Source organism: Shewanella sp. 8A, assembly GCF_023475945.1.
Classification (GTDB): domain Bacteria; phylum Pseudomonadota; class Gammaproteobacteria; order Enterobacterales; family Shewanellaceae; genus Shewanella; species Shewanella xiamenensis.
Window position 1 is genome coordinate 1 of record NZ_JAMDJP010000046.1, and the last position, 26,748, is coordinate 26,748.

21 protein-coding genes and 2 pseudogenes are annotated in these 26,748 nt (G+C 47.1%); 7 read left to right on the forward strand and 16 right to left on the reverse strand.

The window, feature by feature from the left end; translation table 11 throughout:
- Positions 1-215: 215 nt before the first annotated feature.
- From M0413_RS21110 to M0413_RS21170, 13 genes and pseudogenes are all read right to left on the reverse strand, one after another.
- On the reverse strand, positions 216-665 hold the full coding sequence (locus tag M0413_RS21110; RefSeq protein ID WP_249555543.1) for a GyrI-like domain-containing protein: 450 nt from the start codon (positions 663-665) through the stop codon (positions 216-218).
- A 169-nt stretch (positions 666-834) separates the two neighbouring features.
- Positions 835-1,217, reverse strand: a pseudogene (locus M0413_RS21115) (VOC family protein).
- Between the two features lie 154 nt (positions 1,218-1,371).
- Complete coding sequence (locus M0413_RS21120; protein ID WP_249555544.1) at positions 1,372-3,093, reverse strand: phospho-sugar mutase; 1,722 nt, start codon at positions 3,091-3,093, stop codon at positions 1,372-1,374.
- Positions 3,094-3,541: 448 nt separating this feature from the next.
- Positions 3,542-7,099 carry an ABC transporter permease/M1 family aminopeptidase gene (locus tag M0413_RS21125; protein ID WP_249555545.1) on the reverse strand — a complete coding sequence of 1,186 codons (3,558 nt, stop codon included), beginning with the start codon at positions 7,097-7,099 and terminating at the stop codon, positions 3,542-3,544.
- A gap of 11 nt (positions 7,100-7,110) precedes the next feature.
- Positions 7,111-7,989 (reverse strand): ABC transporter ATP-binding protein, encoded by an 879-nt coding sequence (locus tag M0413_RS21130; protein WP_037417085.1) that lies wholly within the window; start codon positions 7,987-7,989, stop codon positions 7,111-7,113.
- A 249-nt stretch (positions 7,990-8,238) separates the two neighbouring features.
- Positions 8,239-9,768, reverse strand: a complete 1,530-nt coding sequence (locus tag M0413_RS21135) for a hypothetical protein (protein ID WP_249555547.1) — start codon at positions 9,766-9,768, stop codon at positions 8,239-8,241.
- A gap of 168 nt (positions 9,769-9,936) precedes the next feature.
- Complete coding sequence (locus tag M0413_RS21140) at positions 9,937-10,914, reverse strand: TerC family protein (protein ID WP_037417025.1); 978 nt, start codon at positions 10,912-10,914, stop codon at positions 9,937-9,939.
- Between the two features lie 443 nt (positions 10,915-11,357).
- Positions 11,358-11,597: a DUF3624 domain-containing protein gene (locus tag M0413_RS21145; RefSeq protein ID WP_047538531.1), complete on the reverse strand. Its 240-nt coding sequence runs from the start codon at positions 11,595-11,597 to the stop codon at positions 11,358-11,360.
- Between the two features lie 72 nt (positions 11,598-11,669).
- On the reverse strand, positions 11,670-12,833 hold the full coding sequence (gene oleD, locus M0413_RS21150; protein WP_249555549.1) for a 2-alkyl-3-oxoalkanoate reductase: 1,164 nt from the start codon (positions 12,831-12,833) through the stop codon (positions 11,670-11,672).
- A gap of 140 nt (positions 12,834-12,973) precedes the next feature.
- A complete protein-coding gene (oleC, locus tag M0413_RS21155; RefSeq protein WP_249555551.1) occupies positions 12,974-14,800 on the reverse strand; it encodes an olefin beta-lactone synthetase in 1,827 nt (608 codons plus the stop codon).
- Positions 14,800-15,762 (reverse strand): alpha/beta fold hydrolase, encoded by a 963-nt coding sequence (locus M0413_RS21160; protein ID WP_055646782.1) that lies wholly within the window; start codon positions 15,760-15,762, stop codon positions 14,800-14,802. The genes oleC and M0413_RS21160 overlap by 1 nt, the downstream gene beginning before the upstream one ends.
- 170 nt (positions 15,763-15,932) lie before the next feature.
- On the reverse strand, positions 15,933-16,982 hold the full coding sequence (locus M0413_RS21165; protein ID WP_011717598.1) for a 3-oxoacyl-ACP synthase III: 1,050 nt from the start codon (positions 16,980-16,982) through the stop codon (positions 15,933-15,935).
- 254 nt (positions 16,983-17,236) lie between these two features.
- Positions 17,237-18,613, reverse strand: a complete 1,377-nt coding sequence (locus tag M0413_RS21170) for a methyltransferase (protein WP_249555553.1) — start codon at positions 18,611-18,613, stop codon at positions 17,237-17,239.
- Between the two features lie 236 nt (positions 18,614-18,849).
- On the opposite strand from M0413_RS21170, the gene M0413_RS21175 reads away from it, so the two are divergent.
- Positions 18,850-19,083: a DUF1289 domain-containing protein gene (locus tag M0413_RS21175; RefSeq protein ID WP_047538543.1), complete on the forward strand. Its 234-nt coding sequence runs from the start codon at positions 18,850-18,852 to the stop codon at positions 19,081-19,083.
- A gap of 25 nt (positions 19,084-19,108) precedes the next feature.
- Here M0413_RS21175 and M0413_RS21180 read toward each other — a convergent pair whose 3' ends face one another.
- A complete protein-coding gene (locus M0413_RS21180) occupies positions 19,109-19,471 on the reverse strand; it encodes a YajD family HNH nuclease (RefSeq protein WP_011717601.1) in 363 nt (120 codons plus the stop codon).
- An 88-nt stretch (positions 19,472-19,559) separates the two neighbouring features.
- The gene (locus M0413_RS21185; RefSeq protein WP_249555555.1) at positions 19,560-21,536 is read right to left on the reverse strand and encodes a BCCT family transporter; all 1,977 of its coding nucleotides are present in this window, start codon (positions 21,534-21,536) and stop codon (positions 19,560-19,562) included.
- Positions 21,537-21,851: 315 nt separating this feature from the next.
- Between M0413_RS21185 and M0413_RS21190 the strand changes: the two genes are divergently transcribed.
- Complete coding sequence (locus M0413_RS21190) at positions 21,852-21,992, forward strand: hypothetical protein (RefSeq protein WP_249555557.1); 141 nt, start codon at positions 21,852-21,854, stop codon at positions 21,990-21,992.
- Positions 21,993-22,214: 222 nt separating this feature from the next.
- On the opposite strand, the gene M0413_RS21195 is transcribed toward M0413_RS21190, so the two are convergent.
- Positions 22,215-22,820 (reverse strand): DUF502 domain-containing protein, encoded by a 606-nt coding sequence (locus tag M0413_RS21195; protein ID WP_144375624.1) that lies wholly within the window; start codon positions 22,818-22,820, stop codon positions 22,215-22,217.
- 154 nt (positions 22,821-22,974) lie between these two features.
- Between M0413_RS21195 and M0413_RS21200 the strand changes: the two genes are divergently transcribed.
- The 5 genes and pseudogenes from M0413_RS21200 to M0413_RS21220 all read left to right on the forward strand — a co-directional run.
- Positions 22,975-23,370 carry a VOC family protein gene (locus M0413_RS21200; RefSeq protein WP_249555558.1) on the forward strand — a complete coding sequence of 132 codons (396 nt, stop codon included), beginning with the start codon at positions 22,975-22,977 and terminating at the stop codon, positions 23,368-23,370.
- A 132-nt stretch (positions 23,371-23,502) separates the two neighbouring features.
- Complete coding sequence (locus M0413_RS21205) at positions 23,503-24,036, forward strand: DUF6985 domain-containing protein (RefSeq protein WP_249555559.1); 534 nt, start codon at positions 23,503-23,505, stop codon at positions 24,034-24,036.
- A gap of 121 nt (positions 24,037-24,157) precedes the next feature.
- On the forward strand, positions 24,158-24,832 hold the full coding sequence (locus tag M0413_RS21210; protein ID WP_047538552.1) for a cold-shock protein: 675 nt from the start codon (positions 24,158-24,160) through the stop codon (positions 24,830-24,832).
- Positions 24,833-25,250: 418 nt separating this feature from the next.
- Positions 25,251-26,228, forward strand: coding sequence for a transposase (locus tag M0413_RS21215; protein ID WP_249555560.1), 978 nt, complete (start codon positions 25,251-25,253; stop codon positions 26,226-26,228).
- Between the two features lie 238 nt (positions 26,229-26,466).
- Positions 26,467-26,748 (forward strand): annotated as a pseudogene (locus M0413_RS21220) (transposase); the annotation flags it as partial.

Below are 26,748 nucleotides of genomic sequence, written 5' to 3' on the forward strand. Positions count from 1 at the left end.
AGTTAGTTGTTTTATAGCGAGGTTTTGACACGATTGATGGGTGAGTTGATAGGCTATGCCGATCAGATCACCAGCTATGGTTTTAGTTCAACTGATTTAGGAAACAAAGCCTAATCACACCTCAAATTGGCTTCGCTGCGAAAGTTTAGGGATCTTAACCGCTAAAGCTTAGCCGCCCAAGCGATGGTACATCTGCCTGCTTTTATCGTTTAAAACTATACAATCCCAATATAAATCTCGACTTTATCAGCACTTAGATAGACTTCAAAGTCCGTTTGGTAACCACGCTGGTGCGGACAATCAGGTGCACTAAAGTAACGCCAAATCTGTCCCCAAAGGTCAACCACGCAGTGGGGCATTTCCCCCTCGACGCTAAACTTAAGGTAGTTTCCTTCTCGCAGCTGCAACGCCGTAAAAGGGCCGGTCTCGCTGACAGACTCAACGCTTTTCCCCACTAAAACCGAATAGTCTCCCGTCATATCGGACTCATAGTCGTAGTAAACCCCATACATGGGAGAATCGAGCATCGCCGTGAGTTGTGATGATTCAAAGAATGTCTGCCAAAGCGCAGCAATCTTGCCGCCTTCACCCGCCATTTCGGTGCTATTGTTGGTGCGCGTACTCAGCCCAAGCATAGGTTGAGCCGCCATAAAAACCTGTTCCATTATCCTTTACCTTCATCACTGAAATTTGCAGTTGCTTGTTTAAGGCTATCGCGAGACGTTACTGCATATCGCTCTTATCCGCAGAACTGACTGTATCCACTTGAATTAAAGATCGACGTAAACATCAGTACCAAGAGCCGTGCCAAGGCACGACTCTTCAGGGGTTACATTACTGATTTTGCGACCAGAGGCCGACCTTATTGCCTTCGCTATCCACAAACAGGGCGATATAGCCACAACCACCATCCTTGATAGGCGTCACAGGCAATAGCATAGCCACATTGGCGGCCACGAGTTTATCCACTAAAGGTTGCAATTGAGCGCTGAAATGCAAGTATACAGTGCTACCGTCCATCGACGGTTGCTCATGCTGCATTTAACGAGGCCAATGCTTGGTGCGCCTTCATCCTCTGTTTCAATCGTGGCGTATTGCATGTCTTCCATATCATCACGCTTAAATTCAACCCCGAAATGTTGTTGATAAAAAGCGATGGCACGATCCATATCACTGACAGGAATTTCACCCCAAACTAACGGTGCAATTGATAACATTTTCACTTTCTCCTTGTTGAAAAATGCCAATGATTCATCACGTTATAAATGTGGATCACCAGCGGACGACAACAAGAATAAAACAAGGCTACTGACAGCATCATGTCAGTAGCCTTTGAGTGAAAGTGACTTTATTTAACGAAGGATAACAGGATTACTTAGGCAGGCTTGCCTGATGGGCTGAAATAAACGCCTCCATCGCCTTAGTCGCTCTCGCTTGCGCCGTGGCCAAGGTGTCTTGCGCCGTCATAGGTTCAACCACCTCGTAATAGCACTTGATTTTAGGCTCTGTGCCCGACGGCCGTACTATCACCCGCGCGCCATTGGCTAAGCGGTAAGTTAATACATCACTGGCGGGCAGATTGATTTTCTCGACCTTGCCATCGGCAAAACTGCGCTCTAACGCCTTGAGATCATCAGTCGACACCACGGCATGCTCACCAATTGCCAACGGCGGATGTTCACGCAGATACGCGCCGATATTGGGCGTGTCGGGCTTTAAGGCAATGCTGACTTGGGCATTGAGATGGAAACCCTGCTCGCGGTATATCTGCTCGAGTCTATCCCAAATGGTTTGCCCTTTGGCGGCAAGCTCGGCGGTTAATTGGGCGAAGGCGACGAGAGCTGACAGGCCGTCCTTATCCCACACCATGTTACCGACGGTGTAACCCAGTGCCTCTTCGTAGGCAAACAGGAATTGATTGTCAGGCTGACTCTGCGCAATTCCCACATTCATCAGCCACTTAAAACCGGTGAGCGTGGTATAGCTTTCAACGCCAAAGCCTTTGGCAATTTTAGATAACAAACTAGAAGACACTATGGTGGTGCCCACCAGACGTTGTTCCTTGCTCGCATGGCTTAACAGATAATGACCAAAGAGCACGCCTACTTGGTCACCCGTTAGCATTTGATATTCGCCATCATCTTTGCGTACAGCAACCGCAAATCTATCGGCATCGGGGTCATTGGCACAGGCGAGCATGGTGCCATGCTTTTTCGCTTCGGCGATGACTAAGTCCATCGCGCCCTTTTCTTCCGGATTAGGGAAGTTAACCGTTGGGAAATCTCCATCGGGCTCGCGCTGCGCCGCCACCGAATACACTTGGGTAAAACCCGCATCCTTAAGCACAGTTTCCGCCATTTCAGCGCCCACACCATGCATGGCGGTATAGGCAAGGCTGACTTTTTCGGGCGCAGTGTGATTTTGCAACACATTGGCGTGCATCACGCCGCGGCGATAGGTTTCGTAATAATCGTCATTAAGCCAAATCAATTTACCGTGCTTGATGGCATCAGCCTGATCCATAAACGGAATTGCTTGGGTTGCCGCCAGCTCAATCTTAGCGGCGATACCTGAGTCATGGGGCGGGATAATCTGCGCGCCGTTTTCCCAATACACTTTGTAGCCATTGTATTGTGGCGGGTTATGGCTGGCGGTCACCACAATGCCCGCAGCGGCATTAAAATGCTTAACCCCAAAGGCCACCAGCGGCGTTGGCGCCACTTTGGCGGTGAGGCGCACTTTAATCCCCATCGCGGTGAGTACACTGGCGGTATCATGGGCGAAAGTGCGTGAATCGTGGCGGCCATCGTAACCAATCACAACCCCGCGCTCGGCGGCATCTTTAATTTGTTCGAGTAGATAGGCACCAAGCCCTGCAGATGTTTGGCGGATAACCAAGCGATTCATGCCCATAGGACCTGCGCCCACCACACCGCGTAATCCGGCGGTACCAAACTCTAACCGTCCCGCAAAACGTGCCTCGAGTTCGGCGTCATTGCCGGCGTCGATTAAGGCTTGCAGTTGTGCCTGAGTGCGGGGATCGGGGTCATTTTCGAGCCAATGCTTAACCTGTAATTGCAGATGAGTATTCATAGGAGCCTCAGTGAAAATCATTTTCAATTACCTTAGGAAAATCCATGCCGAAGAACAAGCAAATTTGCACTAATTTCACCATCAACCCATGAGTTTTGAACTTTCAAGGTTATTTTTCAAGCGATTTAACCATTGATTTACAAAGTAAAATAAATACCCTTAGAGATTCACATAACTGGACGCTAACGCAGCCCTAAGTAATACAAGCGTCTTACGCTTAGTTGCTTAATAACCCTAGAACACTGAAGCTAAATAACCCCCTAACAGAATAAAAAACGCACTATCCATGCTTTAAGCTAGAGAGTGCGTGAGTTGTAGAGCCGTTTTGATTAGGACATGTGACGTTTCGAAATTCAATATTGCCCCTTGTGGCAGGGCTTGGTTGGCAAGCTCGTACTTGCCAGAACGAACAAAATCTAATCTCGAAACGTCAACACGCCCTAGCCATTTACAGTTTAAAGATGTTGTCCCTCGCGTCGCGGTCAATCAATTTCACAAAGGGATCGACACCGACATAGCTTGGTTTTTCATCCAACGTAAGAATGAGCTTATTTTCGCCACTGACTAAATGATGTTTTCCAAGCAACAAAATTTGCTTTTCATCTTTTAGCTTATCTGGGTCTACACTAAATGCCCCGATATCAACCTGCATATCCAAAGGCTGCTCGGTTTCTTCACCTTTACCACTGGCAACTTTACGACTCGCGTAAATAGTTAATTCAACTTGCGTTTTGCCATTAGGAAGAACCGTTGCCACTGCATTCGTTAATCGCAAATCATAGAGCGTGATGTCATTGAAAGATTCATCGATAAAACGCGACTGAATATCATCTGTTCCCTGCTTGAGATAACTCGCTAAATCTACTGTGGTAGGGAAAGGATCGTTACGGTACTGATAGCGAGTTAAGAAGGCTTTGAGGTTAGCGTTTAGCTTAGCTTCACCCAACACATCCTTAATAGCCATCATCACCACAGAACCTTTTTGGTAATGAATGTATTGCTGGTTTTCACTACGCAGTAATGGCTGTTCTTTTATCGGCTCTGATGAACGGCCACGCAGATAGCGATCAAGCTCATATTTCAAGAACTTGCGGATCATTTTATCGCCATACTTATGCTCTAACACCATCAGCGCCGAATACTGTGACAGACTTTCGGAGATCACCGCACTACCCTGAACATCCGCAGCCCCCACTTGGTGTCCCCACCACTGGTGAGCGACTTCATGGGCAGTGACATAATATACAGGGTCAATATTATCCTCATTGCGTAAGTCGGTAATAAAGCCAATACGCTCGGAGTAAGGCACAGTATTCGCGAAACTTTGTGCGAAACTTCGGTATCCAGGAAACTCCATAATACGCATTTGCTTATGCTGATACGGGCCAAATGCCACAGTGTAATAATCGATTGAATCCTTAACCGACTCCACCATCCGAGCTACGTTCCAAGGATGATCCACATGGTAATAGACCTCTACGGTAATCCCATTATGTTCAACCTTTTCAACTTGGTAACGACCGGAGATAATGGCATAGAAGTTCACCATTGGACTGTCCATTAAATAATGGAAGTACTGGCGACCATCTTGCTGCCACTGCTTTTGCAAATAACCTGGCGCGAGGGCAATTTGATCCGCACTGGTCGAAACCGTCGCTTCAAATTGGATAAAGTCGCCATCTACGCCAAAGAAGTTTTGTCGATAATAACGACTGTCTTCCAGCTTGTTCGCCCGCTCTTTTTCTGTCAGTCCGCGTTTTTGGCGCTCATGGCGATCCATAAGCTCGTAACCATCTTGATAACCAAATAAGGGTAATAGCTCAAGATTATTGATAAAAGTGCCATTTTCTACGACAGACAAATCAAAACCAGACTCAGCAATACCGACAGACTCTCGCACTAATTCGATATTTCCTGCAACCGTATGCCCCGGCAACACTGGCGCAGAAAAACTTAACCAGGTATTACGGAAACGACGATCAAACTCGCCTAACGTCGCATTGGGAATAGTGATCTTTACCGTGTCCGCTTGGGTGTGCTCTGGCAGTTGCACCAGCATCTTTTCAATTGGCTTATCCGATTTATTTTGCCATTCAAACATTACCTTAGCGGCTATTTTGCGTTGCTCAGGAAAAATATCGATATTCGCATTAACCCTAGTGGTCACTAAAATAGGCATGCCTTGATATTGTTTGAACGTCTTTTCGTAATCGGCTTGTAAATCTGTGGTTTCTTCTTGGGTAAGGTAATGATTAACCACCTTAGTTTGATAGAACAGGTAACTACCAGATCCAATAAATATCACTAAGCCCGCCACAACGATGGCCTTGCCACTGAGACCAAGCTGATAACCCAATAATCCTAATCGAGTTTTAAGACTTTGTTGCGGTCCTCTATGGTATAAACCATAGCCCAGCACGAACAGTATTAAGCTAAAAGCGCCCCAATAAACCATATACAAACTGTGGCTTAGCAGACCCCAACCATAGCCGTTCATATCCGAGTAACTTAAGCTAGGTGATTGGGCAAAGTTATACAAACTATGGCCAAATCCCCAATTTGCCATCACGAATGTCGTCAGGTAATAAGCCACAAACAGCCCCATACCTGCATATTTGTTCGGGCTAAGCACTTGTAAGAAAAATGCCAGTATTGAAGAGAGCAATAATGGCAGTAAGTAATAAAACCCAAGACGAATAAGGTATTGAGATATTTCTAAATTACCTTGGCCCTTTATCAGTTGGAACACTATTGTGGTTAACATTGCCAGCACATACAGCAAGGTCATCACAATAAGTACAGCAACTAACTTTGACGCCCAAAAACATAGGTTAGACACAGGCGCACTATCAACAATATCCCCCATGCCAGAGGTGCGTTCACGCCAGACAATTTCCGCGCTGTAATAAATCAGTACGATAACCATTAACAATCCGGTCGCACCGGCAATGTTATCCACCATATCCTGAGTTAAAGGCCAGTTAGAGGTACCGTACCATCCAAAATCATCAAACATTGGGCCGACTAAGTTGAATACTGTTAACACCCCTAGTACCAAAAAGGGGGCAGTAAACAGCACTTGCTTCACCTCAAATTTAACCCGAGTCCAAAATTGCAAGCGCGCGTTGATTTCAGTGCGAGTCGATAGTCTAGATAAAGGGACTAACTCAGGGATCTTTTCAACTTTGGTGGATTTTTTATCGCGCTTTTTCGTTAATGTGGGCTGGCGGAAAATCCCTGACAAAGCCAGTAATACGCAGGCGATCGCAAGCCACAGTGCTCGATTTTGTAGCACGAGTCCTGACAACTCGAGTAACTGGTGATTCTTCTCACTAATCGTCCAATAACGGGTCACTTCAGCGAAGGTACGCAGTGCAAAGGGGTCGAGTAATGCCGCGATAGTACGATACTGCGGTTGGCTCGCCATTTCGCCTGTCAGCGTGTAAAGCACCAACATAGCCACGGCCGTCAAATATAAGGCCATCAAAGATCGGAAACGGCTTGCCATGGCATAAAATAGGCATGAGATAAGCAGTAAACTTGGAACCGATAACTGCAAATAAGGGATCAAATAGTGGCTAAGGACAAAGGGGCCAAAGCGACTCCCGTCAACCCAAGGCATAAATGAACCTAATATCAAGCCAATTGGTACAAAGGCGAATACGGCAAGCACTACCATAAAACTGCCTAAAAAACGCCCAAGCTGATAGGCGAAAGGCGATAGTGGTTTACTGTAAATCAGCTCCTCCATTAAATGCTGATGATTACGAATGGCGGTGCTACCGACAAAGTTTACAACAGCAAACATAGAGATAAGCCCCATGATGAGCAAGGTTTGGCTAATACCAAAAGGGCTATTTTTCAACACTTCACCACCGCTACCAATTTGAATATTATTGGAGGCAACTGATAAAAAGCTCATTAAAAACAATAAAAAAGAAACAACGTAAAATGATGGCTGACGCAAATAATAACGCCACTCAAATCTCAACATAGATAACAGCATAGGGAATCTCCTTAAGCTGCCTGATGGCGATGGCTGTGCAAGGTTGAGAAATACAAATCCTCAAGCCCCGCAGCGGCTGGCGTAAACCCTTCAGGGCATGTATCAGCCATCACATTTAATACCGTTCGACCGGCAAGTAATCGTTTTGAGATGACCGGCAATACATTCTCAAGTTGTTGCGCTTCAGCCTGATCAACGGTTTTAGTCCAAATCTTCTCAGTTAACTCACTGACTAATTGCTGCGGATTTCCCTGTAATAGGATTTTTCCCGAGGCTAGCACCGCCATATTTGGACAGAGCTCCGACACGTCCTCAACAATGTGAGTTGAGAGGATAACCACTTTTTCCTCGCCCAAACTCACTAACAAATTGTGAAAACGATTGCGCTCTTCAGGATCGAGCCCTGCGGTTGGCTCATCAACAATCAATAATTTAGGATCGCCAAGTAACGCCTGGGCAATCCCAAAACGTTGCCGCATACCGCCGGAAAAGCCACTTACCGCCTTATTTTTATGTTGATATAAGTTAGTGTGAGCCAATAAGCCCTCCACGATTTCTTTGCGTTGCTTGCTCTGATTGATGCCTTTTAACACCGCTAGGTGGTCCAATAAGTCAAAGGCGCTAATTCGCGGATAAACATTAAAATCCTGTGGTAAATAACCTAAGGTTTTACGCAATGCCTGTGGGTCCGCTAAGACATCAATACCGTCGCAAACGATGCTGCCACTGTCAGCACTTTGAAGCGCAGCAATAGTTCGCATCAAAGAGGATTTACCCGCTCCATTCGGTCCTAGTAGGCCAAACATACCCTTCGAAATAGTTAAGTTAACCCCATCGAGCGCCCTAACGCCGTTATCATAGGTTTTGGTTAAATCAGTAATTGTTAGCATGCTTCCCTCTTGCTTTTATGTTCAAAATAACGCCAAGTTATCACAAATAATTAACCAAAACAGCAGTTACTAATGTATTCATGCACTTACCGAATGACTAACTAAATAATGCAAAGAGAAACAATCGATAGAATTAAAAGCAAAGGGCCCGAAATGGGCCCTTTAATATTGAAATGACTGATAATAATCAATGATGTAAGTTTATCCCTATAGCAAACGCTAAATACAATTCCTTACATAAATCACGTGTTAACGGGAAGGCAGCGTGCCATCAAACACGCGCACTTTAATATTCTTCTTCAGATTTTCCTGATCCTGTTGCCATTCCTGCCACTGAGTCAGACTGATACTCAACTGCAAAGAGAAATCCGTGGAGATCCATTGTGTTTGTCCCTGCGCATATTGCGGCAGTGGCACAATATTTTTAGGGCCATTGAAGGATTCAGAGCATTGGAAGGACTTAAAGTAAACTTGGTCGATAGCCAGATCGAGCTTACTCGGCGTCGTCATACATTGGCCGCTTCCAGGCTCTTGGTAGGAAGCAAATTGGTACATAATCGCTGGGGTATTATTGCTGCTATCGGGCACGGAAGCCGTTTGATGGCAAGATAAGCAGCTACTTAGGGCATTATCTGCTGGACCGTTTAACCTGCCATTACACCCTAGATGCCCTGCATTGGTTTTCTCATTTAATCGTCCAACCACCTCTTGAAACACCGCGCTATCTTTAAGGCCTGACACCGGATTTTGTGGAAAGGCAGCCGCGCCCAAGTTTACAGGAGGGGTATCATTGCCCCACATAAGTCCAAGGGGTGAGATACGGTTCCACGGATTTTTCTCCTTTGCCTTAAATTGGCCGTCGGCCACAAAGGTGCCATAGGCCCAGCCTACCGGCGAGCGGCTGTCACGTACCGCGATATCAAACTGTAGCAAGTACACATCGGCGACCGAACGTGGACACTGCTCTGTTTCTTGCTGGAAGCTACAGGCACTACCATCGGCATTTTTACATTCACAGAAATCACTCGAACTGATATTGGCTTGCCATACAGGCACATTCTCTAAGAAGGGGTAATTATTGGGTGTCGCCGTGGTAAACAGCAATTTGCCAATCACACTGCCTTCATTAAAGGCAAAATTGGCTTGGGGCATCACAGGTGCAGCAGCCCCCGTCCACACCTTAGCTAAGCTGCCAGCAGCCTGAGGGTTATAAAAGCCGACGGCCCACATGGTGGTTTTAATATCGCCTTGATCTTTCACCGCCATAGTGACGGGGGCTTCACGGGTTAATCCATGGATAAATTCGCGTCCACTCATGGGATCGTAGGTTTGATAAGGAATATGGTACCAAGCACGTACCTTGTTGTTACACAGATCCCAGTCGGTATTAACATCACCACTGTCGATATTGCCCGCTTGGATATACTGCATAACGGCCCAAAGATAATTCCAAGCTTGGGTGTTCTTATCCTTTTCAGAGAGATTTTTATCGAAGGGATTGAACTTGAGCCATGGCATTTGCTGATCGGCTTTGGCTGCTGAGTAGGCATCACTTAACTGAAAAATCGGCCCTTTCCAACCAGGATAGGCCTGATTAATGATTACTTGGTTATCCCACATGCCGGTTTTGGTAAAGGCAGGGTCTTGAAAGTAACTCGGGTAAGTTCCTGTACAAGTGGAGCTTGAAGCGGCTGGTTTTTGGCTGGTTTGAGTTCCAGCGGAGTGGGCATTGGCTCCGAGCAAAACGCCAATCAATAAACTCGCAAAAGGTAGTTTCATCGCTTCATCCTTGAAAGTATTAGTCATCTTTAGGGTTTGCACCGCACCATGGCAATGCCAATTAAGCATAGACTAATTTTCCAAGTCGCGATTTTGCCTTCCACAGAAGTAAAAAGGCCATTTAGCATGGGCTAAATGGCCTTGATCGATTCCTAAGTCATTAGGAGCTTACTTCTGCTCGCGCGTCTTCCACAGGGAGAATAATACCCCCGCCAGCAAGAGTCCGAAGGTGACACCAAGGGATAAGGCCGTTGGGATTTTAAAGTCCACAATGCCTTCATGATTAAAGTACACCAGTCCGACTTTCACGCCGATAAACACCAATACCACCGACAGCGCATACTTGAGGTACTCGAAACGATGCACCATGGCCGCGAGGGCAAAATACAATGCCCTCAAACCTAAAATAGCAAAGATATTAGAGGTATAGACGATAAATGGATCTTGGGTAATCGCAAAAATCGCCGGGATACTGTCTACTGCAAACACCAGATCCGCGGTTTCGACTAAGATCAACGCCAAGAATAGAGGCGTTGCCCACCAGCCTTTGCTGAGTTGATGCTCCTCTCCCCTTACCCAAAACTTCTCTTGATGAAGGCTTGGCGTAAAACGCATTTTAGAGCGTAACCATTTGTAAAACTTATTATCTTGGATATCACCATGCTCATCATCGGAAAAGAGCATCTTAATACCGGTGAAAATCAAGAACAGGCCGAATAACACCAACACGCCTTGGTATTGCGCCACCAGCGCTGCGCCTAAGCCAATCATAATCGCACGTAGCACAATAACGCCCATGATCCCCCAGAATAACACTCGGTGTTGATACAGACGGGGAATGCCTAAGCTACTGAAAATAAGCGCGATAACGAAGACGTTATCCATAGACAAGGATTTTTCGATAAGATAACCCGTGAGGTATTCCATCCCCGCGGTGGAGCCCTTGTACCACCATAACCAAGCACCGAACAACAGACCCATACAGATATAAAAGGCCGATAACTTAAGACTCTCTGCCACGGTAATTTCGTGTTGCTCTTTGTGTAGCACGCCTAAGTCGAAGGCTAACAATGCCAACACAAAGCCAAAAAACATTAACCAAACCCATATAGGGTAACCCACAAATAGCGTGGTAAAAAACTCCATAACACTCCCTAAAACCTAAAAATACCGAGTTTTCTCGGCCACATCGCCATGCTCGATCTTAATACTTAGCGACACCAAAAACAGTGAAACAGGGTAAAAAGTTTAAAATAGCAGATTAAAATTTGTTTAAATCCATACTAAACAGCCAAAACAACTAGTTGCACTAGACCCTATCTTCGGAGCATTTATCGTACTCTTATCAGATTTAAGCCTAGTCCTAACGCTCACGGACTCATCACTACTCACGCCTTAGCCAGCACAAATCGATAGCGTTTGCGCTAACGGTGTGAAAAGCGAGCTGTTTGAGCGCACTGTTTAACACTTGAGTATTAAGCGAAAATGAAAAATCCGCGGGCAAGAATGGCCGCTTGAAATAGCGTAAATGGCGTGTGTGTTCGCTCACCACAAAGGATAAAAAGGAGATTCGATGGGAAGCGAAAAAACTATTCGCGACCGAGCAGACGACGCACGACTAATACCACAAGATGCAGTAACAACAGGCCAGTAAAAGCTGAGCAGAAAAACAGTAAGGCGATGGAGTTGACCTCACGTGGAGTGTCACTGTAGAGATACCACCACAACGGCCAACCGATAAGCGACAGCAACGTCAACTGCCACATGCAGCGTTTGCAGCGGCCAATCTTTTGCCGAAAAATCGAAGTATTACAATCGTCGCACGCCATTAACGTTTTAATCCATTAGCTTACCGTAACGGCATAAGATATCACCAAGTTTGTCCTGTGCTAAATACTGCACTAGAGCGATGCCTTGAGGCGCCTCATACCCTCGTCTATCGACACTAAGGCATGATAGCCAAAGTCCCGTTTTGCCGCGCTGATATCGAAATAATGGCTACAGGAAAGCTGTTTAGCAACAAAGCGCGTCATTATCGGCTCTTCTTGTTTATTCATCAGTCGATACGCCGTTTCTAACACAGCGCCCACCACATAGGCCAGGGTCTGTGGCACGCGCGCGGTCACTGGCGGCAATCCATCACAGGCGAGAATGAGGTTCAGCATCTTGGCCATAGTTACAGGCTCGTCGTTACTGACAAAATAGGCTTTCCCTTGGCACTTAGGCGAGACTTGGCAAAGCTCAACGGCCGCCAGAATGTGGGCATAAGCGGCGTTATCGATATAAATGGTATCGACCAGTTTATCTTCACGGCCAACCAGTTTTAACTTTCCTAAACGGCCACGTTCCAGTACCCGCGGCACAAGGTGGGGATCGCCAGGACCCCAAATCAAATGCGGCCGCAGGGCAACGGTCTTTAGCGCATACGCCGATGCAGTTGAAGAGATTTGATTAGCATCGAGCATCATCTTCTCGGCTATCGCCTTGGAATGAGCATAATAATTTAAAAAGCGGCTGGCGTAGGGCGTCGATTCATCAATACCCGATTCATCCTCGCCCGCAAAGGTCACGCTAGGAGTGCTGGTATAAACTAATTTACTGATTTTAAGCGCTTTACAAGCAGCAATCACGTTCGCGGCCCCCTTCACATTAGGGCAAAAATAGCTGTCCCTGTCGCCCCATACACCCGCTTTTGAGGCCACATGGAACACGATATCGCAGCCCTGCATCGCCTGTTTGACTTGCTCAGGATTGGCTAAATCCCCCTGTACCATAGTCACGCCAAGAGCTTCAAGCTCAGGGTAATGGCCACGGGCAAACCCTGTCACCTTAATCCCAGCCGCGACCAAACGTAGGCAAATGGCCTTACCCAAAAATCCACCCGCGCCAGTCACAAAGGCATGGTTGACCTTAGCGACCAAGGCATAAAGCGCGACTTGCTCACGCTTATCGAGACTTAGTTTGCTACATGCTTGGTCACCGCCCACTGGGTTTAGGCCTGTTGGTTGCGACGGCGTACATTCTAAGTCCGTAGGGGCGAGAGAAATGGAACAATTATCGGTCATCTTGCTATTCCGAGACACACAGTGTCGTTTACAGTATTAAGTTCAGCGCTTATATGCAATGGAATAATATTTCATCCCTATGCCACTAAAAAGCAACAGAAAATCTAGACGAGTAAGGTTAAAAGTCCCTTAAATGAACATCAGCCTTTGGTTTGCGATTGCGCCCAAACGGCTAATTTTTCTCTAAATATTTTGGCATTGTGGCGCACATCCACAGGGAAATCGGGATGAATGAGAAAACGTCTAATCCCCTGAGTGTGGCTATACTGCTCGGCAATCGCCATCAGCTCTTGATAGAGCTGCGCACTCTTATTGCATACCAAAGATTGGTCAAGCTCGATGCAGATGAGGGGTTCAATCTCACTCGCGCCGCCTTGCCCCTTCACTTTGATCCCCACTAACGCCGAACGCTTCACATTCGGATGGGTATTAAAAATACGCTCACTCGGAATGGAATAGTACCGTTTAACAAACTGCCCACCTTGGGTGGCATCGACTCTATGGGTTTTGCGGCCACACATCCACAACCGGCCGCTGTCGTCCAGATAGCCAAGGTCGCCCATTCTGTGCCTAAAGGTTTGCTGCTCGCGGTCCCAGATTTTAGCCGCCGTCGTTGCCGTTTCGCGGCGATAATAGGACTGGCTCACCATAGGGCCTGTTACCACTATTTCGCCAATTTCCCCCGCGTTAAGACGCAGGCCATTATCCCACTCAGGGATGTTATCCTCAGTGATGGCGATAATCTCGATGCTGACACCATCGATGGCGCGACCGACACAAATCCCACCACCATTATCTGTGGTTTGAGTCGTGGTAAATAGCTCATCGCTGGCGATCATGCTGATGGGTAAGGATTCGGTAGCGCCGTAGGAATTGAGTACATGCACGCCGTCACTGAGCATTTTGCTAAAGCGTGCAATCGAGGCAATAGTCGCGGGCGCGCCAGCGGAAATCACGCGTTTCACACTGCTGAGTTTATGTTGGCGCTTCGACTCGGTTTGCTCACCGGCGCGGCCTAAACGCTCAAGCAAGGCAGGATTGACAAAGATATTGCTGCATTGGTATTTCTCAATGGCGGCAAATAAAAACTCAGGATTGGCCGTAATCGGTTTGCTGGCATCCATCTCAGGCACAATCGATGCCATACCGAGCGCCGGACCAAAGAGGGAGAATAGCGGAAATGTCGCTAAATCACGCTCGCCATGTGCAATGCCATAATCCTGCTTTAGCGCCTGAATTTGCGCCTCAAACATGCCGTGACTATAGACAACCCCCTTCGGCGTCCCCGTGCTGCCACTGGTAAAGAGAATCGCCGCCATCTCGTCATGCCTAAGCAGCGCCATAGGGTACTCACCCTGTTCTGGCAATTTAGCCACAGATGACTTAGCTGTAGACGACTTAGCTGTTGATAAGAGTATCGACGCTAAACTTGGCGCGCCCGTAAGTAAGCGCGATAGCGTGTCAGCAAGTCCGCTTGGATTACTATCCACATTGATAAGATGCTGCACACTGCCTTTACCCCAGCCTAATAAACGTCTGGCGATATGGGCTTTAGGGATACCGATAAAGGCATCGGGCGCAGCTTCAATAAAACATTGCTTAAGGTTTTTAATCCCCATGCCCGGGTCAACCAGCACGGGAATAATCCCCGCCTTAAATAAGGCGAACGTTAACGCAAAAAAATCCAGACTCGGTGTGACCATCAGCACCGCCTTCATCCCCCGCGTCAGCCCATGGGCATTGAGCGCAAAGGCGATGGCATCGCTTTGTTTATCGAGGCTAATAAAATCGAGTTCTTGGTAAGTCAGATTGGCAAGGGATTTCCCTTTACCCTGTTGCACCGCAACCGCAAGATGATGGGGAATGTGATGAGCGGCTTGCTTTAAATGCCGACAGATATTGGCATCGCTTGCTTGCTCGGCGGTAGATGTCCCATGGCCGAGCTGCGCATCCTCCACTCTAGCCATTAATGTGCGGCCTGTGGCGCTTGAGTCTCTGCCTCAGGCTCTGTGACCGGCACCATTTCAACGTGCTGCACTTCTGCCGCTGGCGTTTGCGCCTCAGCCATAAAGTGTTTGATATGGGTAATCACCTCATCGCTCGCATCTTCGAGGATATAGTGACCACAATCGGCAAATTCATGCACCTGTGCATGGGGCATATGTTCGCGCCATTTGGCTAAAAAGTGCTTATCGAACACAAAGTCCTGTAAACCCCAGCAAATCAGTGTCGGCACCTTGGCAAACTTTGGCAGGCTAGAAGCGATATCCGACACTAGCTGATAGTTTCTGTCACCCGGTTTTAGCGGAATATCCTGCACAAAACGCAAGGTCGAAATGCGATTCGCCCAGGAGTTAAACGGCGCAACATAGGCCTCGCGGATGTACTTTGACATCGGCTGACGCTTTACCCCAACGTAGGAGGCAATCGATGAAAAGGCATTAAAACCACGGACTAACACTGTGCCGAGCAGCGTATTGCGGCAGATCCACAGCGCCAGTGGTAAAGGCTTAGTCTCGGGTAAATGGAAAGCGCCGGTATTTAAAATCACCAGACGTTTAATTCGTTCAGGGTAACGCGCAGCATAGCCCATGCCGATCATACCACCCCAGTCATGTACAACTAAGGTAATGTTTTCGTTTACCTTTAGGCTATCGAGCAACGCCTCTAAATCATCAATGCGATTCTTAAGGGTGTAATCGTAACCGCTGTCATCCGGCTTATCCGACAGGCCACAACCAATATGGTCGGGCACGATACACTGGTGAGTATCCTTAAGGGCACTCACGAGATTCCGGTAATAAAAACTCCAACTTGGATTACCGTGCACCATGACCACAGGCTCACCTTGGCCTTCATTGATGTAATGCAGCTTGTTGCCATTACGGCTAAGAAAATGACGTTTAAACGGCAACAGAGTGTCTAACATGACGCTTCCTATCTTTTGTTTTAATTATTTTGTATTGTTAGCCTGTGCAGGTAAATTCACCTTTACCTATGCTCAGTGCTAATGCCCATCACTAAACCAATAAGCATAAAAATGCCCTAGCAAACCTTGCTCTCAAGCGTCGGCTAAGGCAAATAACAATCCTTGAAAAACTACCACTTAATGCCCAGCATCATGCAGTTCAAACCACTGCCGATACCTAAAAAGCTCACCTGATCCCCTGGGCGTAAAAAGCCTTGATCGTGTGCCATGGCCGCTGTGACGGGTAAAGAAACTGTGCCCATATTGCCAAGCAGTTGATATGTTGGAAATTCTTTTTCAGGTGGAATATTTAACGCACTCAAGACCTGTTTACGATTTGAAGCGCCGACCTGATGGCAGATCACTTTATCGACCTGTTCAACCAACCAATTCCGCTGAGCGAGGAAATGCTCCCACGTGTGCTTTGCCAGCTCGACCCCTTCTTTCAGTAAGGTCACCGCATCGGTACGCATAAACTCACGGTAAATATTGTGCCCTACTTCCTGCAAACCCCACTGACACAGTTGATGGTGCTGCGGCGCAGATAAATGGGAAGCGCCAAGTAGCTGATGTTTACGCACATTCGTCAGCGGCAAACTGCCATCGGTGAGGATCACTGCCACCGCGCCAGAGCCGCCAGTTAAGGTCGCCAGCGACTGGGCAAAATTCTGCATGGTCGGATCTGCCAGCATATTATCAATGGTCACATCGACAATATCCCGCGCCGATTCGCAGGACACCACCATGCCCGCCTTAATTTGCCCAAGCTCGATGCGGTTGGCAATGTCTAAAATGCCCGATAACACCCCAAGACAGGCATTGCTGATATCGTAAATCGCCGTGTCCTTCGACACACCTAAGGCCGCCGCAATCCGGCAGGCGGTGGCGGGTTCGTGTTGGTCACGGCACACGCCGGTGTACACCACTGCACCCAGTTCGGCGACTTCTATTCCCGTTTCTGCAATTGCCTTGTGCGCCGCTTTAATCGCTCCATCGGATAATTGATGCCCTTTAGGCCACCAACGGCGTTCGGTAATGCCCGTTAACGCCGCAAGTTGCCCCATAGGAATGCGAAATTTTTGATATAGAGGCGCGAGGCGAGATTCTAACTCGCTACTGGAAACCACCACAGGTGCCAGTTCATAGGCAAGGCTATTAATAAATACGCGGGAATATTTCATGAAACTGTTTTATTCGCTCACTAGGATCACTGATCTTTTAGGTCAGTTTTTAGTTGTTATTTGTCATTAAGGCGACATTTGAACAAGAAAAGCCCGATGATTCAATAAAAAACCATCTTTCGTCTTAGACTTGTCTCACAGAGCTTATAAGCCCTAGTGCAGATCATGCCGCCTATCCGTTAATTCAAAATGAACTAATAAAGAAATACTTTATAAAAAACAGTCAGGTATAACGTTAAATAGTAGATTATTTTTTACTCGCTCAATTTTTGCGCCAAAATCAGCGCATTTCTGGGTGTCACACTGTTTGCACAAAATTCCCTCAGGGTCACCCGATAGCCACTTTCCTGCAAAAAGCAGCAACGATCGAGAATTAACCACAGCTCCAGCGCACGGCGGAATAAATGCGCCGCCAAATCGATGCGCCGAGTTAACCTTTGTCGCTGTTTGCCTATCTCAAGCCAAGCGTCAAAATCACAATCTGCATCTAAGGTAACCGCCTTTTGCGCTGCCGCCCAATGGCAAAACTCGGCAAACTCGCCACTCAGCTGACTTTGCTTTATTGCGGGTAAAGGTAAATAAGCATCTATGCCACGACAGCTTCGCTGCAACGCATCAAAACCGAGCCGCCAGGCGATTTCCTGATGCCGCAGCGCCTGTTGTTTCGGATTGGCGATCACACTCTGCTGCAAGGGCAATTGCAAGTCATGGCGACTTAAGCGTAGAGCGCTGTGTTTAGCGAGTGTCGATAAGCCTTGATATTGATTAGCTTGAATTAAATGATAGCAGCAAGGTGAAATCGCCAGAGCCTGGGTGCCCGCCGCTGCGGCCAATTGCAGTAAACGCACATGCAAATCGCCACAGGCATGCAGCGCTACCGCCTGTTGCTGGGCGCGAAAAGGATTGGTTTGATGAGCAGTATTTTCGTGAGCATTATCTTGGATAGCGAAGGCATCGGCACAGATAAAGCGCTGTGATAATTGCCATTTATCGGCAAAGGCTTGGCCCTCTTCACAGAGCATCGCCTGCCACTCAAGGCTTAACACATCCACACCACGTGCTTTGGCTATTAAGCGGCCTAAATGGCCTTTGCCCGCACACCACTCCAGTACGGGTAATCCCGCATCGGGCAAATGCTGCACAAAGGCGGTAATTTGCTCCCACTTACGGCCCTTTATATGGGCGCTAAAGTGAGCCAACTCGGTAAGATCAATACAAGGTGAAGTAGCAGTTTCAATATCGTTAGAGCTAATGTCAGAGCCAATATCAAAGCCTATATCTGAGTCAATATCCGAGCCCAGCGAAAGTTCGGCAAAGGAATATATGAGTAAAGATAAATCCCAGTCTAAGCCTAACGCGGTAAGATCCTGCTTAAGTGCGGGAGATAAGGCATCGACTAACACCGATTGCTCGGCATCCAAAGTATCGAGCACGGCATCATCAAGCGCCCAAAGGGTGGTTGCTAGCCTTGGGAATTGCGCCGCCCAAGGCAATGCTTTTGCCTCAAAGGCACGGACTTGCCAGAGGGCGCGGCTCTGCTCAAGTAGCTTATCCAATTGGATAAAGTGCGCCCTGAGCCTGTCCTGACGCTCGACCCTTGCCTGCTTATGATTATCGAGCTTAATTGCCATGCTAAATTTGCTTCACTCTGATGTGTTCCATTTGGCTCTCTTATTGGCCTTAGTCGCCAAGCCGTCATTAAGCCTTTACGAATATCAAGGCACATTTGACTTAATTTCGCTGCCCAAATGGCGCCTAAAGCTGCTAGTATCGCCGCAGTTTTGGCCAACTTGCTATACCAGTTGGCAATCCATGTGTGTGTATACACAAAAAAGCCAGTTAAAGAGAAGAGTTTTAGAGGAAAAGTATGCTCTCCCCCTGTGTCGCTCGCTGCGGCTTAAATGATGAAGATTATTGCATGGGCTGTTTTCGCCATATTGATGAGATTGTCGCTTGGCGCAATGCCAGCGATGCTGAACACACTGCGATTATTGCGCAGCTCCCTGCCCGCAAAGCCCATTTCGAAGGCGACGAAAATCAACAGGTGCTAAGCCGCGCTAAATGGCTGGAAGCCGAGGCGCGACTTGCGAAAAAAGCCTGATATTTCAGGCTTTTTACTTTTATCGCTACTTTTTCATCATCGCTTTTAAATCGGCAAAGGGATTATAGGTCGCCGCCGCTTGCTTGGTTTCGGTGGTACTGCCGTAGCGGATCAGTTCTTCGAAGCGTGAATGTTCATTATCGTGGCAGTAGAGGCACAATAATTCCCAATTCGAGCCGTCGGATGGGTTGTTGTCGTGGTTGTGATCTCTATGGTGAACCGTCAACTCGCTTAAATTTTTTGAGGTAAATTCGCGGGTACAGCGGCCACAGATCCAAGGATACAATTTGAGCGCCTGCTCGCGGTAACCGCCCTCACGCTTTGCGCGGTATTCACGCTCTTGGGCTAAGACTTGATCTAACTTACTTTGGCCTGGATTTGCTGACATGCTCACACCTAACTGATGACCCCTAAAAAAGTGCCCCAAGGATAATCCGAGTTATTCCTTGGGGCAATATTTCTAACACGCAAAGCGTTTAGGCGACATGTCCTTGGTCGGCATTGGACAAGTGCAAATAGTGCAGGTATTTCTCGTATTGGGTGACCACATCCGCCAATAGCTGCTCTTCGGTATAGCCCATCACATCATAGTGTTGGCCGCCCTGCTCTAAGTACACTTCGGCGCGATAATACCAATTGTTGCCCTGCTCTAACTCTTCACCGACCGGATTGACGATTTCAAAGCAGCGCATCCGCACACCGTAAACGAAGGGTTGGTAGGCTTCGTTGCTGATCACCAATCGCACTTTGCCGTCGAGATATTCAAGATCCGCCGTCAGTCCCTTGCTCATAAATTGCTGACACACCTTAGATAACGCTGGTGTCGCGACATTATTGAGGAAGACACGCGCCTCATCTTCGGTGGGATGCGACACTAAGACTTCGATACGCTCCTCCCAGCTGATATTGGTCTTAGCATATTGCACACTGGTGGTATGGAGTTGCACGCTGTTGATCTTCAGCCAATCGTCCTTCAGCGCCTTATACAGCCCTAAACACATCAGCAACATCACGCATAAAAATGGCATCGCACTGGCAATGGCGGCGGTTTGGAGTGCCTGTAAGCCACCCGCAAGCAGCAGCACTGAGGCCACCACACCCTGTAGCAATGCCCAAAACACCCGTTGCCAGACAGGCGCATTGTTATCGCCCCCCGAGGTCAGGTTGTCGATCACTAAGGAACCGGAGTCAGATGAGGTCACAAAAAAGGTCACCACTAAACAAATCCCAATGCCCGACAACAGGTGCGGGTACGGCATATGTTCAAAAAACACAAACAGCGCCACGGGAACATTGGTATTCACCGCTTCGCTTAGGTAGGTCGCGCCTTGATTCATAATGGCGTCGATGGCCGAGTTACCAAATACCGTCATCCACAAAAAGGTCAGCGCCGAAGGTACAAATAAAATGCCGACTAAAAACTCACGTATGGTACGGCCGCGACTCACCCGCGCAATGAAGGTGCCGACAAAAGGTGACCACGAAATCCACCAGCCCCAGTAGAGTAGCGTCCAACCGCCAAGCCAGTCTTCCTTATGCTGATAGGCATACAGATTAAAGGTTTTATTAACAATATCACTCAGATAACTACCGGTATTTTGCACAAAGGCCTGTAGCAACATTACCGTTGGGCCAAGGATTAACACAATCAGCAGCAGAATAAGGGCCAAACCTAAGTTAAGCTCACTTAAGCGCTTCACCCCTTTATCGAGCCCCGAAAATACCGACAAAGTGGCGAGTAAGGTAATGCCAATAATCAGCGACACTTGCACCGTGGTGTTATTAGGCAGTTGCTCGAATAAATAGCTTAGCCCCGAGTTAACCTGCAACACCCCAAACCCTAGGGAAGTCGCCACCCCGAACATAGTCCCTAATACCGCAAAGGTATCAACGCAATGGCCAATCGGACCATGAATGCGCTCACCGATTAAGGGATAGAGTGCGCTGCGAGGTAATAAGGGCAACTTATGCCGATAGGCAAAATAGGCCAAACTCAGGGCAACCACGCCGTAAATCGCCCAGGCATGTATGCCCCAATGGAAGAAAGTGATCTTCATCGCCTCTTTAGCGGCGGCCAAACTCTCAGGGGTTGCATCGGGCGGCACTAAGTAATGCATCACGGGTTCGGCAACGCCGAAGAACATCAGTCCAATCCCCATCCCCGCCGAAAACAGCATGGCAATCCAGCTCTTATAGCTATAGTCGGGCACGGCATGATCGGGGCCTAGCTTAATATCGCCAAAGCGGCTGACCATAACAAAGATGATAAAAATCAGAAAAACCGCCACGCCAAGGATATACAACCAGCCCGCTTTCGCCTCTAGCCACGACTGCATGGATTTGAAAAAGTGATTGGCCTCGGTGGGCCAAATGGCGCAGATCATCACCATTAATGTGATAAAAAAGACCGACGAATAAAAAACCGGTGGATTAATACTCGACTTGATAGACATAAAACTCCCTTGTTCTAGCCAGTTCCCTATTAACATCCCTTCGATGTTGAAGAGATAGCACAATAATAGGTAACCCTAGCCTCAGCAGTATGTGGTCAGGATGAAATAGGCATAAATAATCCATGACAAGGGCTCGCGGTCAGCAATACCTTGTGATGTCATACTCATATTGATAACGCTTCCCCACTTTCCCGTTTGCTTGAGGCTTTTGCTTAATAGTAAAGTCGGCAAACTGTTGACTCGATATACAGCTAAACCGCTGCTAATGCCCTTTGAGAGCCTATCGCCCTCTCAAAGACAGCGAGCATCGACACAATGCGACCGGATCGCAGAGTTCAACCTCAATGGCGACATAATGCATATAAGCGGTTCGATATCGGTGATATCGGTGATATCGGTGATATCGGTGATATCGAGAGTGAGGAATGCAAAGCGCGATTAGCTGCTAACGGTTAACCCGTAACAAATAACCAGTAGCAAATATCGACTCGGCCTTGCTTAAGCTCTACTGGAGTGCCTTCGAACAGAGACCACATGCTGTCGAAAACTGACTCAATAGAGATACAGATAATGCTAAACAGCTACTGCTGAATTAGCATAAAAAATGGCGACCTATTAAGTCGCCATCAGATTATATCACAAAAATGCCTCTATTTGACGTAAAAAACTAAAACAGCTCTATTCAGCTTTAGTTTTTACCGTTGCCGTGCCCGGCGTTTGTGAGATCCCCGCCGTTAAATTGAAGCGCATCGCCTCTTCAAAAGACCAGTCGACTAAAATCAAATCTTCACGTTTGACGAGGCTAGTCACCCCCGCCATTTGGTAACTGAGTTGGAATAACACAGGCACCCAATCCCCTTCGGGTAAGGCATCGAGCAACGGCTGCGGCGGCGTATCCGTCATAATAAAGCCCACCACAAACCCGCCATTGGCCTGTTTAACCAACACGGTTTGCTGAGTATTGGGTTTGCCCTCACGGTTCATTAAGGAAGCGATATCACGAATACTGCCATAGACAGATTTAAACAGCGGAAAACGCATCAGCTGACGTTCAATCCAGCCATAGAGCCACACAATCGGGCTCACCGAAAACAACAGGCCCACGGCAAACACTATGGCCACGACTAAGATAAAGCCCGCGCCGACAAAATGTTGGTTAATCCCTACCAACTCTAAAATAAAAATCCCTAAACCATCTAACGATACAAACAATGACCAAAACAACCACAGGCTTAACGCCATCGGCAGCAGGTTCATCAAGCCACGGGCTAAGGTTTTCTTCATTACAATCTCATCAAATCCAATGGGATAAAAAAGGCATAAATTATTTACGCTAAAAAGCGCGTTAAATGCTACCACAGAGTCACTTTTGCACCAGCACTTGATGTAAGGTAAGGCGCAGAGAACACCAAACCGCTACGACATCGAGGGAAAGAATATGCGCGTGACCCGCCTAGACCATTTAGTGTTAACTGTGAAAGATATCGAGGCCAGCGTCGACTTTTATCAACGCGTGTTAGGGATGAAAAAGTCCGTATTTGGTCAGGGCCGTATCGCATTAAGCTTTGGCGATCAAAAAATCAATCTTCACCAAGCAGGCGCCGAATTTGAACCTAAGGCAAACCTTGCTACGCCCGGCAGTGCCGATCTTTGCTTTGTAGTCAGCCACAATATAGAAGAAGTGATCAGCCACTTAAACAGCCTTGAAGTTGCGATTATTGAAGGCCCAGTACTGCGCACTGGTGCCACAGGTCGCATCAACTCCGTCTATATCCGCGATCCCGATTTGAATTTATTAGAACTATCCGAATATCTGCCGGCCTGCACGCAGTAGCGCCTAATCCAATCATTTTTAATCGGCACAAATAACCTTATTTCAGAATGCGGATACTATAGATTATTGTTTTGCAACGATAATAATCAGTAACAGCTAGCCAATGAAGTCAACAATAAACGGAATGATAAGATGATAACAATACCCATCCTAGGTTTGCTTGAAGTGGATCCCTATGATGGCTGGCTTAAAAGCCAACCCATTGAGATCAATGCGCTAAGCGGTAAATTTGAGTTTATCTTAGAAGAGTACGAAACCGACCCACAGGTGGAGGATTTTCATACTGCGGTACAACATTTTCTCGCCCTAGACCATACCGCACTCGAGCAAGCTCAGGACGCGATTTACCAATATTATCAAGATTGCTGCACATACATTACGCCTGCGAGCGAAGAATATATTGATATTCCTAACCCAAACCAAGTATGGCGCCATATTGAGTTTGGCGACGAATTAACGGTGTCACGCCGCGCCCATGGGGATAACGCCGTGTATATCTCCCTTACTTGCCACTGCGATTGGGAGCCCGAGCACGGTTTACAAATCGTGTTTAAACAAGGATCAACCATCAATAAAATTGGGGCTTTTGATGGACACCTTTCCCACGCAGATGCCTATGACGATCCTAGATTCGAAGACATGGTCTATGTGCCGTGTTGCAGATAAATTCAGATCGTTTATCAGATCGTTTATCTGATTATCTATCTGATTTATAATATTTTTCATTTATAACGCTAGGCAAGTAACATAATACTCGGCTGAGCATCAATTTATATAGGCTAATGTTTTGAAAGGAAAAGTTGTCTCATACCTTGCCGCTAAAAAGTATGGGTTTATCCAAGGCGATGATGGTGAAAGCTATTTTTTGCATTTTTCTGAACTATTAGACAAGAAAGATGAAGGCAAGTTAGTCAAAGGCAGAATGGTCCATTTTGATCCCACGCCCACACCTAAAGGCCTAGCCGCCAAAGCAATCAGTTTGCCCGAAGTCTTTATCAGGGAGCGATTAGTTGACTTTTTTACCACTAAAGACCGCCACCCTAAAAACGGCACAGTGCTTGTTAGCTATCCCATTACGACCCGCTTTTTTAAAGACCCCAGCGAAGGAAGACGTCATTTAGAACAGCTTGCAAAGCATTGTGGATGCAATGCAGTACTGAATGTCAGCTTTGAGAAGGACACTTTCTCAAAAGGTAATTATCGCTATACGGTACACGCCTTCAAAGGTGAACTCGCCCTAGTAACCGAGAAAGTTCCTGCTGACTCTCAAGAACTGGTTATCGCCTCTGCACAGTTACTCGAAAAACGAAAAGCAGATGTAGAGCAGACAGTTAAACAAATGAGTGAAGCCGAAAATTTAGCACGACAAAAACAACTGTCTGGTTGTCTAGGTACCCTTGCCATGATCACGCTGATACCGCTCGCACTGGTGCTCAGTGCTATAGCGGTTTTTCCTGCTTAGCGAGTTTAAAACAAGTCGATAGTGTTATTTATTAAAGAATATATGGACGGATTTATAACCCATGATAACTGGCTTAAACTGACCACCGTGTTTGGCAAGCTATTTCACTGTTGCTTCCCCAGTGACACGCCATAAACTCATCCCTGAGGGCTCGACGGCGGCATCCATGCCGCCAACGGTCACAGTTGCAACAATGACAATCTTTACGACCATTGAACTGTTCATCTAGCTAAAAACTTTTTGCCCCATTCCTTGTTTCGGCTCTTTAGCTCAACCGAAAATTCCCACTCCTGCTGCCATACAAATTCTTATCTATTTGCCTATGCTTGGCCTCCCCTAAAGTTGGACACCCAGCCTTAATAGCGCGGTAGCTAACCTCCGACTATGCTTTGGTTAAGCATTGAACAAGGAGGTTTGTATGCCGCGCCCTCGCCGAACCCAGATAAGCCTTGAAGACACACCCTATTACCATTGCTGTAGCCGCGTTGTTCGGCGGGCTTTTTTATGTGGTGATGATAATTACTCGGGTAAAAACTACGACCATCGCCGCGCTTGGGTAGAATCGCTATTGTTTGAACTTGAAGCGGTTTTTGCTATTGATGTGGCGGCGTTTTCGGTGATGTCGAATCATCTGCATGTAGTGCTGCGGGTCGATATCGACAGTGCTAATCGCTGGACTGACCGCGAAGTGCTTGAGCAATGGCATAAGTTGTTTAAAGGCGATGAGTTGACGCAAAAATTCGTTAAAGGTGAGTTAGTTGAAGCCTATGAGGTCAACAGATTAAAGCATTCCATCGCCCTTTATCGCAGTCGTTTGTGTGATATTTCATGGTTTATGCGCTGTTTGAATGAGCCGATAGCAAGACAAGCAAATCAAGAAGATAACTGCACAGGCAGGTTCTGGGAAGGCAGGTTTAAATCGCAAGCTCTACTCGATGAAGCCGCAGTATTAGCTTGTATGACTTACGTCGATTTAAATCCCATCAGAGCACAACTAACTGATACACCTGAACAATCCGACCATACCAGTATTCAACTACGTATTCGGGCCGTATTAAAAGGTGAGCAGCCGAGTAATCTATTACCGTTTATTGGTCACGAGTGCGACAACCAACCCAATGGCATTGCGTTTTCCTTAACCGATTACCTTCAATTGGTGGAAGATACAGGCCGAATTATTCGCAACGATAAACGTGGATGCATCAGTGAAAGTAGCGCCAAGTTACTGACAAGATTAAATATCCCCCATGAGAACTGGCTCAAACTGACCACCGAGTTTGGCAAACTATTTCATGGTCCGGTGGGCACGCTGCAAGAACTGACAGATTACTGCGAACATCTCGAAAAGCGACGACGGCACTTTGCGTCAAGCTGCCAGCACTTTAACAGTAACTGACAACTGCTTATATCACTTCAAAAGCCTCACCCAGAACACATCCCAAGCACTATGGGCCAATTTACTTCGTCTGAAATACCTAATTTTTGAAGGAATTAGCGCAATTTATTGCCTTAGATGCTGTCCCCGCGATTGTTGATTGTCCCTATTTAAACCATTTTAATTCGGACAAGTTGTTGGCAAACATAAAGTGCATTATGTTATTGATTTATATTGGGTGGCTGGATTTATTTGTTAGTCATTATTATTTGAACTTGAAGCCGTTTTTGCTATTGATGTGGCAGCATTTGCGGTGATGTCGAATCATCTGCATTTGGTGCTGCGGGTGGATATCGAGACAGCCAATCGCTGGACTGACCGCGAAGTGCTTGAGCAGTGGCATAAGTTGTTTAAAGGCGATGAGTTAACGCAAAAGTTCGCCAAAGGTGAGTTAGTTGAAGCGCATGAGGTCAGCAGATTAAAGCATTCAATCGCCCTTTATCGCAGTCGTTTGTGTGATATTTCATGGTTTATGCGCTGT

What these genes read in the sequence shown, in the direction of transcription:
- M0413_RS21110 (WP_249555543.1), bottom strand. Translation starts at nt 665, where the DNA reads ATGGAACAGGTTTTTATGGCGGCTCAACCTATGCTTGGGCTGAGTACG.
- M0413_RS21120 (WP_249555544.1), bottom strand. Translation starts at nt 3,093, where the DNA reads ATGAATACTCATCTGCAATTACAGGTTAAGCATTGGCTCGAAAATGAC.
- M0413_RS21125 (WP_249555545.1), bottom strand. Translation starts at nt 7,099, where the DNA reads ATGCTGTTATCTATGTTGAGATTTGAGTGGCGTTATTATTTGCGTCAG.
- M0413_RS21130 (WP_037417085.1), bottom strand. Translation starts at nt 7,989, where the DNA reads ATGCTAACAATTACTGATTTAACCAAAACCTATGATAACGGCGTTAGG.
- M0413_RS21135 (WP_249555547.1), bottom strand. Translation starts at nt 9,768, where the DNA reads ATGAAACTACCTTTTGCGAGTTTATTGATTGGCGTTTTGCTCGGAGCC.
- M0413_RS21140 (WP_037417025.1), bottom strand. Translation starts at nt 10,914, where the DNA reads ATGGAGTTTTTTACCACGCTATTTGTGGGTTACCCTATATGGGTTTGG.
- M0413_RS21145 (WP_047538531.1), bottom strand. Translation starts at nt 11,597, where the DNA reads ATGGCGTGCGACGATTGTAATACTTCGATTTTTCGGCAAAAGATTGGC.
- oleD (WP_249555549.1), bottom strand. Translation starts at nt 12,833, where the DNA reads ATGACCGATAATTGTTCCATTTCTCTCGCCCCTACGGACTTAGAATGT.
- oleC (WP_249555551.1), bottom strand. Translation starts at nt 14,800, where the DNA reads ATGGCTAGAGTGGAGGATGCGCAGCTCGGCCATGGGACATCTACCGCC.
- M0413_RS21160 (WP_055646782.1), bottom strand. Translation starts at nt 15,762, where the DNA reads ATGTTAGACACTCTGTTGCCGTTTAAACGTCATTTTCTTAGCCGTAAT.
- M0413_RS21165 (WP_011717598.1), bottom strand. Translation starts at nt 16,982, where the DNA reads ATGAAATATTCCCGCGTATTTATTAATAGCCTTGCCTATGAACTGGCA.
- M0413_RS21170 (WP_249555553.1), bottom strand. Translation starts at nt 18,613, where the DNA reads ATGGCAATTAAGCTCGATAATCATAAGCAGGCAAGGGTCGAGCGTCAG.
- M0413_RS21175 (WP_047538543.1), top strand. Translation starts at nt 18,850, where the DNA reads ATGCTCTCCCCCTGTGTCGCTCGCTGCGGCTTAAATGATGAAGATTAT.
- M0413_RS21180 (WP_011717601.1), bottom strand. Translation starts at nt 19,471, where the DNA reads ATGTCAGCAAATCCAGGCCAAAGTAAGTTAGATCAAGTCTTAGCCCAA.
- M0413_RS21185 (WP_249555555.1), bottom strand. Translation starts at nt 21,536, where the DNA reads ATGTCTATCAAGTCGAGTATTAATCCACCGGTTTTTTATTCGTCGGTC.
- M0413_RS21190 (WP_249555557.1), top strand. Translation starts at nt 21,852, where the DNA reads ATGCGACCGGATCGCAGAGTTCAACCTCAATGGCGACATAATGCATAT.
- M0413_RS21195 (WP_144375624.1), bottom strand. Translation starts at nt 22,820, where the DNA reads ATGAAGAAAACCTTAGCCCGTGGCTTGATGAACCTGCTGCCGATGGCG.
- M0413_RS21200 (WP_249555558.1), top strand. Translation starts at nt 22,975, where the DNA reads ATGCGCGTGACCCGCCTAGACCATTTAGTGTTAACTGTGAAAGATATC.
- M0413_RS21205 (WP_249555559.1), top strand. Translation starts at nt 23,503, where the DNA reads ATGATAACAATACCCATCCTAGGTTTGCTTGAAGTGGATCCCTATGAT.
- M0413_RS21215 (WP_249555560.1), top strand. Translation starts at nt 25,251, where the DNA reads ATGCCGCGCCCTCGCCGAACCCAGATAAGCCTTGAAGACACACCCTAT.